This window comes from Bradyrhizobium sp. CCBAU 051011 (assembly GCF_009930815.1).
Lineage (GTDB): Bacteria > Pseudomonadota > Alphaproteobacteria > Rhizobiales > Xanthobacteraceae > Bradyrhizobium.
The window spans coordinates 1,544,077-1,557,624 of record NZ_CP022222.1 but is presented as its reverse complement, the minus strand read 5'-3'; the positions used below and the strand labels follow the sequence as shown (position 1 = coordinate 1,557,624).

General features: G+C 61.1%; 16 protein-coding genes, 1 tRNA gene and 1 pseudogene. 10 read left to right on the top strand and 8 right to left on the bottom strand.

Features of this window, described 5'->3' with window-relative positions; translation table 11 throughout:
• Nucleotides 1–10: 10 nt before the first annotated feature.
• The 10 genes from ACH79_RS07420 to ACH79_RS07375 all read left to right on the top strand — a co-directional run bounded on the left by ACH79_RS07420 (nt 11) and on the right by ACH79_RS07375 (nt 7,365).
• Nucleotides 11–835 (top strand): alpha/beta fold hydrolase, encoded by an 825-nt coding sequence (locus tag ACH79_RS07420; protein ID WP_161850430.1) that lies wholly within the window; start codon nt 11–13, stop codon nt 833–835.
• 17 nt (nt 836–852) lie between these two features.
• Nucleotides 853–1,512: an NAD(P)H-binding protein gene (locus ACH79_RS07415; RefSeq protein ID WP_161850429.1), complete on the top strand. Its 660-nt coding sequence runs from the start codon at nt 853–855 to the stop codon at nt 1,510–1,512.
• 216 nt (nt 1,513–1,728) lie between these two features.
• Nucleotides 1,729–3,018, top strand: coding sequence for a UDP-N-acetylglucosamine 1-carboxyvinyltransferase (murA, locus tag ACH79_RS07410; RefSeq protein WP_161850428.1), 1,290 nt, complete (start codon nt 1,729–1,731; stop codon nt 3,016–3,018).
• Between the two features lie 75 nt (nt 3,019–3,093).
• Nucleotides 3,094–3,546, top strand: coding sequence for a DUF2948 family protein (locus ACH79_RS07405; protein WP_161850427.1), 453 nt, complete (start codon nt 3,094–3,096; stop codon nt 3,544–3,546).
• Nucleotides 3,547–3,707: 161 nt separating this feature from the next.
• A complete protein-coding gene (gene hisD, locus ACH79_RS07400) occupies nt 3,708–5,003 on the top strand; it encodes a histidinol dehydrogenase (RefSeq protein ID WP_161850426.1) in 1,296 nt (431 codons plus the stop codon).
• On the top strand, nt 5,000–5,503 hold the full coding sequence (locus tag ACH79_RS07395) for a UPF0262 family protein (RefSeq protein ID WP_161850425.1): 504 nt from the start codon (nt 5,000–5,002) through the stop codon (nt 5,501–5,503). Before hisD ends, ACH79_RS07395 begins: the two co-directional genes overlap by 4 nt.
• An 83-nt stretch (nt 5,504–5,586) precedes the next feature.
• Nucleotides 5,587–6,051, top strand: a complete 465-nt coding sequence (locus ACH79_RS07390; RefSeq protein WP_161850424.1) for a low molecular weight phosphatase family protein — start codon at nt 5,587–5,589, stop codon at nt 6,049–6,051.
• 293 nt (nt 6,052–6,344) lie between these two features.
• A complete protein-coding gene (locus ACH79_RS07385; protein WP_025588490.1) occupies nt 6,345–6,968 on the top strand; it encodes a Maf-like protein in 624 nt (207 codons plus the stop codon).
• Nucleotides 6,958–7,152 carry a DNA gyrase inhibitor YacG gene (yacG, locus tag ACH79_RS07380; protein ID WP_161850423.1) on the top strand — a complete coding sequence of 65 codons (195 nt, stop codon included), beginning with the start codon at nt 6,958–6,960 and terminating at the stop codon, nt 7,150–7,152. Before ACH79_RS07385 ends, yacG begins: the two co-directional genes overlap by 11 nt.
• A gap of 137 nt (nt 7,153–7,289) precedes the next feature.
• A tRNA-Phe gene (locus ACH79_RS07375) sits at nt 7,290–7,365 on the top strand.
• A gap of 205 nt (nt 7,366–7,570) precedes the next feature.
• Here the strand turns inward: ACH79_RS07375 and ACH79_RS07370 are convergent.
• From ACH79_RS07370 to ACH79_RS07340, 8 genes and pseudogenes are all read right to left on the bottom strand, one after another.
• Nucleotides 7,571–7,870 (bottom strand): hypothetical protein, encoded by a 300-nt coding sequence (locus ACH79_RS07370; protein WP_202639196.1) that lies wholly within the window; start codon nt 7,868–7,870, stop codon nt 7,571–7,573.
• Nucleotides 7,871–8,150: 280 nt separating this feature from the next.
• A complete protein-coding gene (locus ACH79_RS07365; protein WP_161850422.1) occupies nt 8,151–8,417 on the bottom strand; it encodes a hypothetical protein in 267 nt (88 codons plus the stop codon).
• A 305-nt stretch (nt 8,418–8,722) separates the two neighbouring features.
• Nucleotides 8,723–9,454, bottom strand: a complete 732-nt coding sequence (locus ACH79_RS07360) for a hypothetical protein (RefSeq protein ID WP_161850421.1) — start codon at nt 9,452–9,454, stop codon at nt 8,723–8,725.
• A gap of 13 nt (nt 9,455–9,467) precedes the next feature.
• A complete protein-coding gene (locus ACH79_RS07355; RefSeq protein ID WP_161850420.1) occupies nt 9,468–9,977 on the bottom strand; it encodes a DUF488 family protein in 510 nt (169 codons plus the stop codon).
• 105 nt (nt 9,978–10,082) lie between these two features.
• Nucleotides 10,083–10,250: pseudogene (locus ACH79_RS44940) on the bottom strand (hypothetical protein); the annotation flags it as partial.
• Nucleotides 10,195–10,947 carry a hypothetical protein gene (locus ACH79_RS07350; protein WP_202639195.1) on the bottom strand — a complete coding sequence of 251 codons (753 nt, stop codon included), beginning with the start codon at nt 10,945–10,947 and terminating at the stop codon, nt 10,195–10,197. The pseudogene ACH79_RS44940 and the gene ACH79_RS07350, both read right to left, overlap by 56 nt.
• Nucleotides 10,948–10,996: 49 nt before the next feature.
• Nucleotides 10,997–11,344 carry a hypothetical protein gene (locus ACH79_RS07345; protein ID WP_161850419.1) on the bottom strand — a complete coding sequence of 116 codons (348 nt, stop codon included), beginning with the start codon at nt 11,342–11,344 and terminating at the stop codon, nt 10,997–10,999.
• A gap of 1,499 nt (nt 11,345–12,843) precedes the next feature.
• Entirely contained in the window at nt 12,844–13,362 is a 519-nt protein-coding gene (locus tag ACH79_RS07340) for a PAS domain-containing protein (protein WP_161850418.1), read from the bottom strand.
• Between the last annotated feature and the right edge of the window lie 186 nt (nt 13,363–13,548).

Here is a 13,548-nt window from a genome sequence, read left to right as displayed (position 1 = left end):
AGAATTCGTAATGCCCACCATATCAACCAAAGACGGCGTCGAGATCTTCTACAAGGATTGGGGCAAGGGCCAGCCGATCGTGTTCAGCCATGGCTGGCCGCTGTCGGCCGACGACTGGGACGCGCAGATGCTGTTCTTCCTGAACAACGGTTTTCGCGTCATCGCCCATGACCGCCGCGGCCATGGCCGCTCCAGCCAGGTCGCCGACGGCCACGACATGGACCATTATGCCGACGACCTCGCGGCGCTGACGGCGCATCTCGATCTCAAGGGTGCCGTTCACGTCGGCCATTCCACCGGCGGCGGCGAGGTGGTGCATTACATCGCCCGCCATGGCGAGAGCCGGGTGGCGAAGGCTGCGATCATCGCCGCGGTGCCGCCCTTGATGGTGCAGACGGCGGCCAATCCCGGCGGCCTGCCCAAACAGGTGTTCGACGATTTCCAGGCGCAGGTGGCGGCCAATCGCTCGCAATTCTATCGCGACATCGCGGCAGGTCCGTTCTATGGCTATAACCGGCCGGGCGCCAAGCCGTCGGAGGCGGTGATCCAGAACTGGTGGCGTCAGGGCATGATGGGCGGCGCGAAAGCGCATTACGACGGCATCGTCGCCTTCTCGCAGACCGATTTCACCGAGGACCTCAAGAAGATCACCGTGCCGGTGCTGGTGATGCATGGCGACGACGACCAGATCGTGCCTTATGAGGACTCCGCACCGTTGTCGGCAAAGCTTCTGAAGAACGGCACGCTGAAGACCTACAAGGGCTTTCCGCACGGCATGCCGACCACCGAAGCTCCGACCATCAACGCCGATCTGCTCGCGTTCATCAAGGGATGAGCGGAGCTCAGCCCAACATGAAAGCGATCCTGTTCGGCGCCACCGGCATGGTCGGGCAGGGCGTTCTGCGCGAATGCCTGGTCGATTCCAACGTTGAAAGCGTGTTGGCGGTCTCACGCAGCCCGGCCGGGGTGCAGCACGCCAAGCTGCGTGAAATCCTGCACGAAGATTTCACGGATTTCTCGAAGATCGAATCCGAGCTTACCGGATACGACGCCTGCTTCTTCTGCCTCGGCGTCTCCTCGATCGGCATGGATGCCGAGCGCTACCGGCATCTGACCTACGACGTCACCATGGCGGCGGCGACCACGCTGGCGCGGCTTAACCCCGGCATGGTGTTCACCTACGTCACCGGCAAGGGCACTGATTCAACCGAGCAGGGCCCGCTCCGATGGGCGCGGGTCAAGGGCAAGACCGAGAACGATCTGCTCAAGCTGCCGTTCAAGGCGGCCTACATGTTCCGGCCGTCCGGCATCCAGCCGCTGCATGGCGTCAGGTCGAAGACGGCGTGGGTGAATGCAGTCTATGCCGTCACCGCGCCCTTGCTGTCCTGGATGGTGCGAGCCACGCCGAACCACATGACAACCAGCGAGCAGCTCGGCCGCGCCATGATCAAGGTGGCGCGCGACGGCTATCCGAAGCCGATCCTGGAGAGCGCGGATATTAATTCGATTTAGCTGGATGTCATTCCGCAGCAGCCCACAGGGCTGAATCCGGAATCTCGAGGTTCTCAGGGGCGCAAGGGAGGGGCGCGCCCCATAGTTCGCTCACGTCGTGAGCGCCCCGGAACGACTGCCGTTGGCTTCGAGCCCACCCCATCAAATCGCCGCAAAGATCGCCGCTTCTGCCGTGGACGCACGCGCTCACAATTTGTGCGTCGAAAGGGGGATGGCATGGACCGCATTCGTATCGTCGGCGGCAGCAAGCTCAACGGCACCATTGCGATCTCGGGCGCCAAGAACGCCGCCCTGCCGCTGATGATCGCAGGCCTGCTCACCGAGGAAACCCTCATTCTCGACAACGTGCCGCGGCTGGCCGATGTCGCGCAACTGCAGCGCATCCTCGGGAACCACGGCGTCGACATCATGTCGGCCGGCAAGCGGCCGGGCGACCACGCCTATCAGGGCCAGACCCTGCACATCTCGGCCGCCAATATCATCGACACCACGGCGCCCTATGAATTGGTGTCACGGATGCGCGCCAGCTTCTGGGTGATCGCGCCGCTCGTGGCGCGGATGCATGAGGCGAAAGTCTCGCTGCCGGGCGGCTGCGCCATCGGCACGCGCCCGGTCGATCTCCTAATCATGGCGCTGGAAAAGCTCGGCGCCGAGCTCACCATCGACGGTGGCTATGTGGTGGCGAAGGCGCCGGGCGGCCTGCGCGGCGCTGCGATCGATTTTCCCAAGGTGACGGTGAGCGGAACGCATGTGGCGCTGATGGCGGCGACGCTCGCCAAGGGCACCACAATCATCACCAACGCCGCCTGCGAGCCGGAAATCACAGACGTCGCCGACTGCCTGAACAAGATGGGCGCGCGCATCAACGGCGCCGGCACGCCGCGGATCGTGGTCGAGGGCGTCGAAAAGCTGCACGGCGCGCGGCATACCGTGCTGCCCGACCGGATCGAGGCCGGTACCTATGCGATGGCGGTCGCCATGACCGGCGGCGACGTGCAGCTTTCCGGTGCCCGTCCTGAACTATTGCAGTCGGCGCTCGATGTGCTGACGCAGGCCGGCGCCGTTATCACCGTCAACAATGACGGTATCCGGGTCGCGCGTAATGGCGCCGGCATCCGCCCGGTGACGGTATCGACCGCGCCGTTCCCGGGCTTTCCGACCGATCTGCAGGCGCAATTGATGGCGTTGATGGCTTGCGCCGGCGGTTCCTCGCAGATCACTGAGACCATCTTTGAGAATCGTTTCATGCATGTGCAGGAACTGGCGCGGTTCGGTGCGCGTATATCGCTGGATGGCGAGACCGCGACCATCGACGGCACGGCCAAATTGCGCGGCGCGCCTGTGATGGCCACCGATCTGCGGGCGTCGGTCTCGCTGGTCATCGCGGGCCTTGCCGCCGAGGGTGAAACCATGGTCAACCGGATCTATCACCTCGACCGCGGTTTTGAGCGGCTGGAGGAAAAACTCTCGGCCTGCGGCGCGTCGATCGAGCGCATCAGCGACTAGAGCATGATCCGGAAAAGTGGGAACCGGTTTTCCGAAAGAGATCATGTCCAAACATCAGCGAAGGACTTTTTGGGAATGCCGGCGGACCTGCTCAAACTGATTGCGCTCGACGCCGACGATCTCGCGGTGATCTCCGCCCATGTGCAGGACGCCCGCGTCCTCGCAGCCGACATCGTCTGGCGGCAGGATGAAAAGCGGCTGGTGGTCGGCATGAACCGGCTGGACTGGGAGCAGACACTGTCGGGCGGAACCGAACCGCGCCGCTCGATCGCGGCACTGCGCTTCGACCGCGTCCTGGCCTGCAAGTCCCGCAATATCGATCTGGACCAGCCGGATGCGGTGCTGGAACTGGTCGGGATCGAATTCCACCCCGCCGAGCCTCCGGGCGGCAGCGCGCTGCTGCTGTTCAGCCATGGCGGGGCGCTGCGGCTCGACGTCGAATGCCTGGAATGCGAGCTGACCGACCTCGGCACCGACGATATCGGCACCAGCGACCTCGCCATCGCGCCCCTGGGGCCGGAGAGGTGAGGTGAGGGGAAGTCATTCCGGGGCGCGAAGCGAACCCGGAATCTCGAGATTCCGGGTCTGGTCCTTGCGGACCATCCCGGAATGACGGTCCCACAGGGTTGACGGCCCTTGGCCGCCGCGCCATTGAGCATGGACCTTTCGATCTCGCCCAGAAAGCCGCCATGCCCGTTCGCCTGGATACCAGCAGCGCCGATTTCGAGCCGAAATTCAAGGAATTCCTCGCCGCCAAACGCGAGGTTTCGGCCGATGTCGAGCGCGCCACCAGGGCCATCGTCGACGACGTGGCCGCGCGCGGCGACGCCGCCCTGATCGAGGCGACGAAAAAATTCGACCGGCTCGAAGTCGACGCCGCCGGCTTGCGCGTGACCGCGGCCGAAATCGATGCCGCGGTGAAGGCCTGCGATCCCAAAACCGTCGAAGCGCTGAAATTCGCCCGCGACCGGATCGAGGCCTTCCACCGGAGGCAACTGCCGAAGGACGAGCGCTTTACCGATGCGCTGGGCGTCGAACTCGGCTGGCGCTGGAGCGCGGTCGATGCGGTCGGCCTCTACGTGCCCGGCGGCACCGCGGCCTATCCGTCCTCGGTGCTGATGAATGCGGTGCCGGCGAGCGTCGCCGGCGTGTCGCGCGTGGTGATGGTGGTGCCCTCGCCCGACGGCAAGCTCAACCCGCTGGTGCTGGCTGCGGCCTATCTCGGCGGCGTCTCCGAGATCTATCGCGTCGGCGGCGCGCAGGCAGTGGCGGCTTTGGCCTATGGCACGGCGACGATCGCGCCGGTCGCCAAGATCGTCGGCCCGGGGAATGCCTATGTCGCCGCCGCCAAGCGGCTGGTGTTCGGCAAGGTCGGCATCGACATGATCGCCGGCCCCTCGGAAGTGCTCGTCATATCAGACGACACGGGTAACGCCGGCTGGATCGCCGCCGATCTGCTGGCGCAGGCCGAGCACGACGCCAGCGCGCAATCGATCCTGATCACCGACAGCGCGGCCCTCGCGGCCGAGGTCGAGCGCGCGGTGGAATCCCAGCTTGCGACGCTCCCTCGCGGCGACATCGCGCGGGCCTCGTGGAACGATTTCGGCGCCGTCATCATGGTGAAAAAGCTCGACGAGGCGGTCGAGCTGGCGAACGCCATCGCTGCCGAGCATCTGGAAATCATGACAGCGGATGCCGAAGCGCTGTCGGCAAAAGTCCGCAATGCCGGCGCGATTTTCCTCGGGCCCCATACGCCCGAAGCGATCGGCGATTATGTCGGCGGCTCCAACCATGTCCTGCCCACCGCGCGCTCGGCGCGGTTTTCGTCCGGGCTCGGCGTGCTAGACTTCATGAAGCGCACCTCGATTCTCAAATGCGGGCCGGACCAGTTGCGCGCGCTGGGGCCCGCCGCGATGACCTTGGGCAAGGCCGAGGGTCTGGATGCCCATTCACGCTCCGTCGGATTGCGCCTCAATTTGCCATGAACAAACCGCCACCAGACGATGATCAGCACAACCGCATCGTCGCGGTGACGCTCGACGAGGAATCGATCGGGCGTTCCGGTCCCGATATCGAGCACGAGCGCGCAATCGCGATCTACGATCTGATCGAGCAGAATTTGTTCGCGCCTGATGGCGCGGAGCAGGGGCCGTTCACGCTGCACATTGCAATTACCGGCAACCGCCTGATGTTCGACATCCGCCACGAGAACGGCACGCCCGTGGTGGCGCATCTGTTGTCGCTGACGCCGTTCCGCAGAATCGTGAAGGACTATTTCATGATCTGCGACAGCTACTACCAGGCGATCCGGACAGCTACGCCCGACAAGATCGAGGCGATCGACATGGGCCGCCGCGGCATCCATGACGAAGGCTCGCGCACGCTGCAGGAGCGGCTAAAGGGCAAGGTAAGAATCGATTTCGAAACCGCGCGCCGCCTGTTCACGCTGATCTGCGTGCTGCACTGGAAAGGGCAGGACGCATGATCCCGAAAAGTGCGCAGCGGTTTTCGGATAAGATCATGCGTAAAAATGAACGCATGATGTCGCGCAGCCGGATCTCGTAACGCATGGATGCGCCCGGCGCGCGCAACCCGCAGGCCGTGCTGTTCGCATGCGGGCTGAACAGCGTGCGTTCGCCGATGGCGGAAAGCCTGCTCAAGCAGATGTTCCCGCAGGCGCTCTACGTGAAATCCGCCGGCGCCAGGAAGGGCGAGCTCGATCCGTTCGCGGTCGCCGTGATGGCCGAACTCGGCCAGGATATTTCCGGCCACAAGCCGATGACGTTCGAGGAGCTCGAGGACTGGGAAGGGCTCAATTTCGATCTCATCATCACGCTGTCGCCGGAGGCCCATCACAAGGCGCTGGAGCTGACGCGCACCATGGCCGCCGATGTCGAATACTGGCCGACGCCGGACCCGACCGGCACCGAGGGCAGCCGTGACCAAAAACTCGCCGCCTATCGTGAGGTCTGCGACGGCCTGTTGATGCGCATCCGCCGCCGCTTTGCCAAGGTCGGGGCCGCGAGCGGGTAAAGCTCTTTCCGTCGTTCCTGCGAAAGCAGGAACCCCGAGCGTGAGCGCACTTGCGCTCATCGCGGCCCTGCGGTCGGGTAAGTCGAGAAAGTGCCAGCCACCCACTGTCATCCCCATGACAACCGCCTGTGGTTATGGGTCCCTGCGCCCCGTGCGCAATTGCGCACTAGGCAGGGACGACGGAGAGATTCGCAGTCGCAACAATCACTTGTTCCCCGGTTGTGGAAAGGAGTGCCTTCCGATAGGTTCCGCGCGCGCGTCCATCCGAATCCCAAAATCCCGACACATCAAGCATGCTTGGCCGTCCCAAACTCGTTCTTGCTTCCGGTTCGCCGCGGCGGCTCAGCCTGCTCAACCAGGCCGGCATCGAGCCCGACGCGCTACGCCCGGCCGATGTCGACGAAACGCCGAAGCGGGGCGAGCTGCCGCGCGCCTGCGCCAACCGCCTCGCCCGTGCCAAGGCCGACGCGGCGCTGAAATCGGTCCAGCTCGACGACGAGCTGCGCGGCGCCTTCATCCTCGCCGCCGATACCGTGGTCGCGGTCGGCCGCCGCATCCTGCCCAAGGCCAATCTGGTCGATGAAGCCGCGCAGTGCCTGCGGCTGTTGTCGGGCCGCAACCACCGCGTCTACACCGCGATCTGCCTGGTGACGCCGAAGGAGGCGTTCCGCCAGCGCCTGATCGAGACCAGGGTGCGTTTCAAGCGGCTCAGCGAGGACGACATCCAGGCCTATATCGGCTCCGGCGAATGGCGCGGCAAAGCCGGCGGCTATGCCGTGCAGGGCATTGCCGGCTCGTTCGTGGTCAAGATGGTCGGCTCCTACACCAACGTGGTCGGCCTGCCGCTCTACGAATCGGTCACGCTGATGGGCGGCGAGGGCTTCCCGATCCGGTTCGGCTGGCTCAATGCCAGTTGACGGCCCCAAGGAGGCCGGCGGACCCAAGCCGCCGCCAAAGCCTTGCCCGGTCTGCGGCAAGCCGGCCGACCCTGCCAAACTGCCGTTCTGTTCCAGCCGCTGCCGCGACGTTGACCTGAACCGCTGGCTCTCCGACACCTACGTCATCCCCGGCCGCCCCACCGACCCCGAAGACGCCGAATAAGGGATATCCACCAATAACTTGGGGATGGGGCACCAGCCGGGCCCGCCGCGCCGAAGCCGCAGGCGAAGGCGGGTGGACATGGCCGCCCGACCTCTCTATAAACCGCCCGCTCGGTGCGGCCTTTGGGCCTTCGAGATGCCCAGGTAGCTCAGTTGGTAGAGCATGCGACTGAAAATCGCAGTGTCGGTGGTTCGATCCCGCCCCTGGGCACCATTTTCATCAATGATTTCAATGGTCGGTGCCGAGTATGCCTGTGGGGGCGGACACGAAATCGTGATGGGGACGCACTGGGGACGCAAGTAGGCGATTTGATATCCGCCGCGGAAAAATTCGAATTTCCGGGTATTTTCTGGTGAATTATTCGGCCTTTGAAATCAGGCACAACTCTCGATATCGGCCGATAATTCAAATTCCGCTTTTATGGGATGCGCAACCCGCAGCATGGCCCGAACCCCACCAGGTCACCTCGGCCGCTCAATCCGACATCGACCCGACCGCCGCGTGGGAATTGCGCTCCCGCGGCCGAGGCCACATCGGTGTGGATATAAAACGTGGCCCACGACCATCCGGGTGTTCCGGGCGTTGCCGCGAGGCTACCGAACGTGCCCGGCAGCCAGAAGCTGAGACCTCCTTCGTCGGCCCGGGCAGACTTTGGCGTGATGACCAACGAAAAAATGGTCGCAGCCAGGGTCACCTTCGCGATGGTTGTTGATCGCATTGTCCGCTCCTCGCTAGGTTTTCCGAACAGGAACATGGTCCAGCGGCGCACCGGCCGGGATCAGCGGCTTTCATGTGATACCCCGGAATGAACGTTGTATCTGGCTCACCTCATGGCGCTACGGCTTCGAACGCTGCAGGAACTCCTGGACAACGTTCGACATGTCGAACGACGTCCCTCCCTGCACGGACTGGGACTGATTGTTGATCCGATCGCCTGCAAACGCGGTACTTCCCAGGAACGAAGCGATCTCGCCAGATCCCGCGGGCACCTTCAAGAATCAAAACCCCTTCTTCTTGCTCTTGTCTAAGGTCACTGTCCGGTACCTATAACGTGGCGGTTTCCTTGGGAGCTTCACGATTGGCACGCGCTCCTCGCTGCCGTCGGCGTACCCCTTCAGCAGAAAGCGCTCGTCGCCTTCCTGGATAACTCGATTTTGATTGGCCTTTTCGGCATTGTCCGGTGGCTTAGTGATCCGTCGCCAGATCAAACTCATCGTGCATCGTGTGGCCAACCGCGATTGCAGCACGGCGGACGTTTTCAGCATCCGCTGATCCTGCGTCGGACACCTCGAATGACCACTCGCCGTCGTCGTCCAAGGTTAGCGCTATTCTCGCGGCTCCGCGGCATCCCGGCCAAGCTCGGATGCGCTTGAGTGCCAATTCCTCAAGTTCGTCTTTTGACTTGCTCAACTTTCCCTGCACGAAACCCGCCTTTTGCAAATTCGTAGTCGGAGCCGTGGGGCCCCAAAAGGGTGGGGGTACTTCTGATAAAAAATCAGCGCTTTTACTTCATCATCCTCACGCCAGCGCCCCCGCCATTCTCGGCGATGAACTCAACACCGGCCAGCGGTCAGAAGAGGGTGCCTTGGCTAATATCGTCTTGGCGCACCACGCCGTTGATCAGCCATGTATCCTGATGCACCGAATGGGTCCCCATCGCCAGCAACATTCCGTTTTCAGGGTATTCCTTTCCAAAAACCCGCTCCATGTCCGCGAGCGTCCTCTGCTCGCCGTACACTCGCGACCAGTTGTGATAGGTCGCCTCAATTTCCCAATCTTGGCAGGTGCCTTCGCGGACGCCATCGTCGGTGCGATATCGATATTTACAATTGAACGGACACGGGTTGTAGTTGTTCGTCACCTGCTTCGAGAAAAGATCGTCCTGGGCGCGGATCGCGTCGAACATTTGCTTTTCAGCCTTGACCTCGTCGGTGTCCTTTTTCTCGATTTTGAACGCGATTATCTCGGGCTTGAGCAGGGCAAAGCTTTTCCCGGCTTCCCGTTCCCGCACTAGGCTGGTGACGATCGCCTTACCGAGAAACTTCTCGCGTTCAGGCTTCCGCAGCTTTCCGACAATTTCGATGGATTGCTGATCAACGCGCCGACTTTCCAAACGCCTATCATCGTTCGGCAGCCGCCAGTTGAACTTGATTCGGTCCCAGCGACCGAATTTCTTCGACTGCTCTAAGGTTCGGAAAGAAACCGGGTAGAGGCGTAGCCAATTGCCGTACAGATCGATTCCAGCGCAACAGACGGTTTCACCGTGTCGGCGACCGACCTGAGGGGCGGCCTTCACGATCACGACGGCCTCAGTGCTACCCGATGTAGGCGGGTGTCCTGTCATCCGAGGAAATTCGAACCTTCGAGGTGCGGGCAATGAGCGGCGCGGCGGTCAAATGAACCAAACTGAATTTTCCGCGCTTGGCCATCGACTCAGCGACGATGCAGCGGTGGCAATTGGTATGATCCTGTTCGAAGCAAAGCAAACACGCAATGGATTTTGAGGCGGCGGCGACCGCTTCAGACAAGCCCTGCTGCGCCGCAGTAGTCATCATATGGGCACCGAAAATCCGCCGGAAGTCTGAGAAACGCCCCTCACGTGCGGCGATCCGGCCCGGCTTTGGATCGCCAAGGCCCTTCAAGTGCAAGTACCGGATCCCGGCTTCGTCCAATCCTCGGGCGAGGGCGGTCTTCGAAAACCCGGGCTTGCGGGAGATCGGGACGTCACGAACATCGATCAGCAGGGAAACGCCGCTCTCTTGGAGGCTCGCAAATAGGTCGGAAGGTTTGCTGCCCTCGTATCCAACCGTAAAAAGCTTCTTCATGTGCATACGCTCCTGCGGTGCTTCCACCATGTTCGGCAAAGGTTGACAAGCGGTAAGGACGCCGCTGTCTGTGTAGACTCTGCGCGATGAAACCGAATTGTCGGCCTAGTGCCCAGCCGCGGCCTCCCTCATCTCACGGATCAGCGAGGCAATCTCGCGCCTTAGCTGGATCGACTGTGTCGAATACCTGCCATGCTTGAGGGCATTCTGATTACCTTTAGGCGCTCCCGGCGATGGCCCGCCGTGCATCCGGCAACGTCCGTTTGCCATTCCTGGCGACTGGCAGGGCGAGCCTGCTCGGGTCTTGGCACCGCAACGGGGCGCTAGGCGCATGTCCAATAGCATGGGGTTGAACCTCCTTAATTTTTGCCACCCCCTCCCCGGGGGCGCCGGTGGCAATGAAGGCCGCTTGGCCGCCCTGATAGACGTGAACGTGCTCGATGACGATTCTCTGCTTTCCCTTGTTTCGATATTTCGTCAGCGCTTCCACAACAGACGCATTCGCGCGGGTGAGCTTTGCTGCCTGTACTAAGTTGGCTGTGCGACCTTCCAGCGATTGATCGGGCAGCATCGCCCGCCGGTAACATTCCATCGAGGCGGAATGCGAGGCAAAGAGTTGGGCAGCCATCATTCCTTCAATCACGTCTTGAGGGTTAACCCCGGTCAAGAACGCGAGGTGCGAAAAATATAGCTTTGCCTTGTCCTCTGGTGTGGCGTTCTTTGGGTACTTAGCCGCATTCAAAACCTGATTGCAGAGCGCCTGATTCCAATCATCGTGTATCGATCCGCCCAAGTGCTTTAACAGCGGTACAGTCTCGTCCATATCTGGCGGGACCGGACACTTTGCAACGCTTTCCGTCGGCTTCGTGTCGGGTGGAGTCGTCGGCGACAATTTTTCGACGAGCGCGGCTTTCGAAGTCGCGGCCTTCTTGATCTTGGACGCGGCGGGCTTCTTTGCGGCTTTTGTCATTCGGAGGATCCCCGGTTATCGCGCCGTTGCCAGCGCCGGCAGCAGCGGCTCATCGAAGCGTCAATGGGCAGTTCCATTGAGCGCAGCCTGCAATCCTGAACGATGCACCACCAATCAGTGGGCCGCGCTCGAATTGGAGTAGCTCCGCCAGGAAGTTCGAGAGGATCGCGGCGGAGCCGCTTCCGCCTTGCGAGTTCGACCACGGAGCGTACTGCGAGGTAGCATTCGCGCCGTTCTGCTCAAGCGTCCCGAGCGCGCTGTTCTCCGCACCGGTCAAGCCAGTGTTGTTCAGGTTCGTGCCGACTTGGCCCAGGATTCCCGTGAGGGCAGGCTGGGCTGCCTCCCGCGGTGCCGTGGTCGAAGATTGGGTCTGTTGCTGCGTGCTGGTGCCTCCCATCTCAAGCGACTCCCAAAGCCGGATCGATCCCGTCAGCCTTAAGGCGATCGATCACACTTCGGCGCACGTATTCGCTTGAGGTCATGCACTGACGTTGTGCTGCTGTCTCAACCGCAGGCGGTAGCACTGCCGGGCAACGTACATAAAGATTTCGCGTGAACCGGGATGGACGGGCGGTCTCGCTTGCGTCTTTTGAGTGCGTAGTGACAGCAAGAAAATCTTGGGCTGCCTGTTCGGTCATCGACTTTGCTCCGTTGCGCGCGGACAATGCCAGCACGGTGTGTTGGAGCGTAGGTACGATGTGCAGACGGATTCTTTTACGCAGAGACCGCTGATGTTGGCGACTTCGTTGAAGTTGTGGGATTTAATGGCGATGGGTTCGCCGATACGGTCGCTCAATGTCCGTTCTTGGGGCCAAGGCAGACGTGGGCCGGCCGCCTTCAAAGGTCGGCTTTTGACCCTGGCTGTGTAAAAACTCAAAAATCGAACCGCGACGAAGAAAGATATTTTTCAGTTCGATCTCTAAGTTGAATCCGCTTGCCTGTTGAGCGACTAAAGCGGTCTTGGACGAATAACTTCTTCTACCGCGATTGAGCGTCTTCGCGTTTTCACACAGCCAAGACCCTGAACGGACATCATTGATCTAAGTCAACCACGCGAATGACCCCGCGACCTTGGCCGGTCCTCACGACTTCGCACAAGTCGTTTTAGCGGGCGCTCTGACCCGGATTTGATTTAGATCAGCTATGTCGCGAACCAAGCCTGTACAGATGACACAAGCGCAAATGCGGAATGTCCTCTTTGAGGCGAGGTAGCATTATGCTTATCAAGACACTTACGTTGCATTCACTTACCTATGTCGTGGGCATTACCAGTTCACTAGCGGTGCACCACATTTCCTCGTCGGGTACAGAGGCAACTTTTCAGTCGGGTAGCCGCACCAAAGTTTCAATAATTGCTCCTCAGATCGTGAATCGCACGGCTAAGAGTGACAGGTTGCCGATCAAGCAAGCGGAGCCTGAGGCCAATGGCAAAGGGCCTCTACGGGTGCCAGTACACATCGCGCCAAATCCGAAATGGAAAACCGATTGTAAGCCGCCAATTGATGTCCCTGGCCGCTGCTTTGCAGGCGCTAGGGTGGACCACAAGGTCGCGTAGTCCGTTCGTGGCACTTAGCCGACCTACCGCCGCCTCGCGGCTCGATCATTGGCTAGGATAATTCGGATTGAGCCATCAATGCCGACCGGGAACCTGTCGCCCAGATTTGCGGCAAATCAAAGCAGTCCCTTGGAAGCCATTCTCAATATGTACCATGGCTCATGTTACCATCCGCTGCCCGCGAACTGGCTCAAACGTTCAAGTTTGGTTGCCCGACGACGCGTCGAACGATAAACCAGATGCGTATGAGGCCGTGACATGTCCTGCCTGCATGCGGCTCCATTTCGTAAATAAACTCACCAAAAAATTGCTAGGCAACAAGTAACTGCACCTGCGCCGTCTTAGGATTGCAGGTGCGGGTCGCGACCACCGTGCTGGCCAGATTGACGCTGCACCTGGGCTGTCACATCTTCTACGTGATGCAACAAGAAGATCAGGTGCCCATCCCTGTCGTGTATAGGCGTATTTATCGGCTGCCAGTGACGTTCAATGAAGTTACCGCCAGGGTCCCGTATGTCGTAGCGCTGGACCGACATGGCATGTGCGTGGCCAGTTTGCGCTACGATGCGTAGGGAGGTGAACAGATTACTCACGCCGTCGGCGAATTCGTCCCCTGGATTATCCGGGAATACCTCAAACAATGATTTCCCGACGACATCGCTCCGACTAATAAAAGTCGCCCGTGCATATGCATCATTGATATCGACAATCCGCAAGCCGGGGCCTGGGTCCAGAAGCATGTAAGGGTGCTGTGAATTTTCAAATTCCGGTTGGAATTCCGGCGGGAGCCGCGCGCCGTTGACGTGAGAGCGATGGATGTCGCGGCGGAAAGAGACCAGGATCGAGCGACGATCTTTCAAGTAGCAGCCGCTGCACTTACCGCTTCAGCCAGCTGAGTTGTCAGCCACAGCTTGGATGAGCGCAATCAGGGTATCCGGGTCAACCGGCTTCTGAACGACTTTGAGATTTGCAACATTCTGCGCCTCGATATGGCGAAGGGATGTATCTCCGGTCATCACAATTGCGGGGGTTGTGCGGCCGAGCAC